The organism is Salinimicrobium oceani, from assembly GCF_012037645.1.
Genome location: NZ_JAAVJR010001275.1, coordinates 1 through 335, shown reverse-complemented (window position 1 = coordinate 335; position 335 = coordinate 1). Strand labels below are relative to the sequence as shown.

Genomic DNA, 335 nt, shown 5'->3' with positions numbered 1-335 from the left:
AAAAGCTTTCCCTGCACTTTTTTCACGAAAAGGCTCCACCGCCTTTACCGCAATATCGGCATCCGGTTGAGTAAGGAAAAGTTCATCAAGCCGGCCTTTCATGGTGTTGATCAAAGCTGTAGCTTCTGTAAGATATTTTTCCTTTCCTTCAGGGGTATTTTCGTAGTAGAATTGTTTATCCTCCCTCATGAATTTGAAAAAATCCTGCAAACTTCCCTCAAATCCCACCTCGTCCATGATCTCCTCCATTTCCTTATGGATCCTGGCGATCTCGTTGAGTCCTATCTGGTGGATCTCTTCCGCAGAAAGATTGGTCGTAGTGGTCCTTTTTAAAG

The 335-nt window shown here is 43.9% G+C and carries 1 protein-coding gene; it reads right to left on the bottom strand.

Translation table 11 applies throughout. The features are described from left to right. Positions 1-335 (bottom strand): DUF885 family protein (locus HC175_RS21810; RefSeq protein ID WP_168139982.1); only part of this gene is annotated, 335 nt, incomplete at both ends.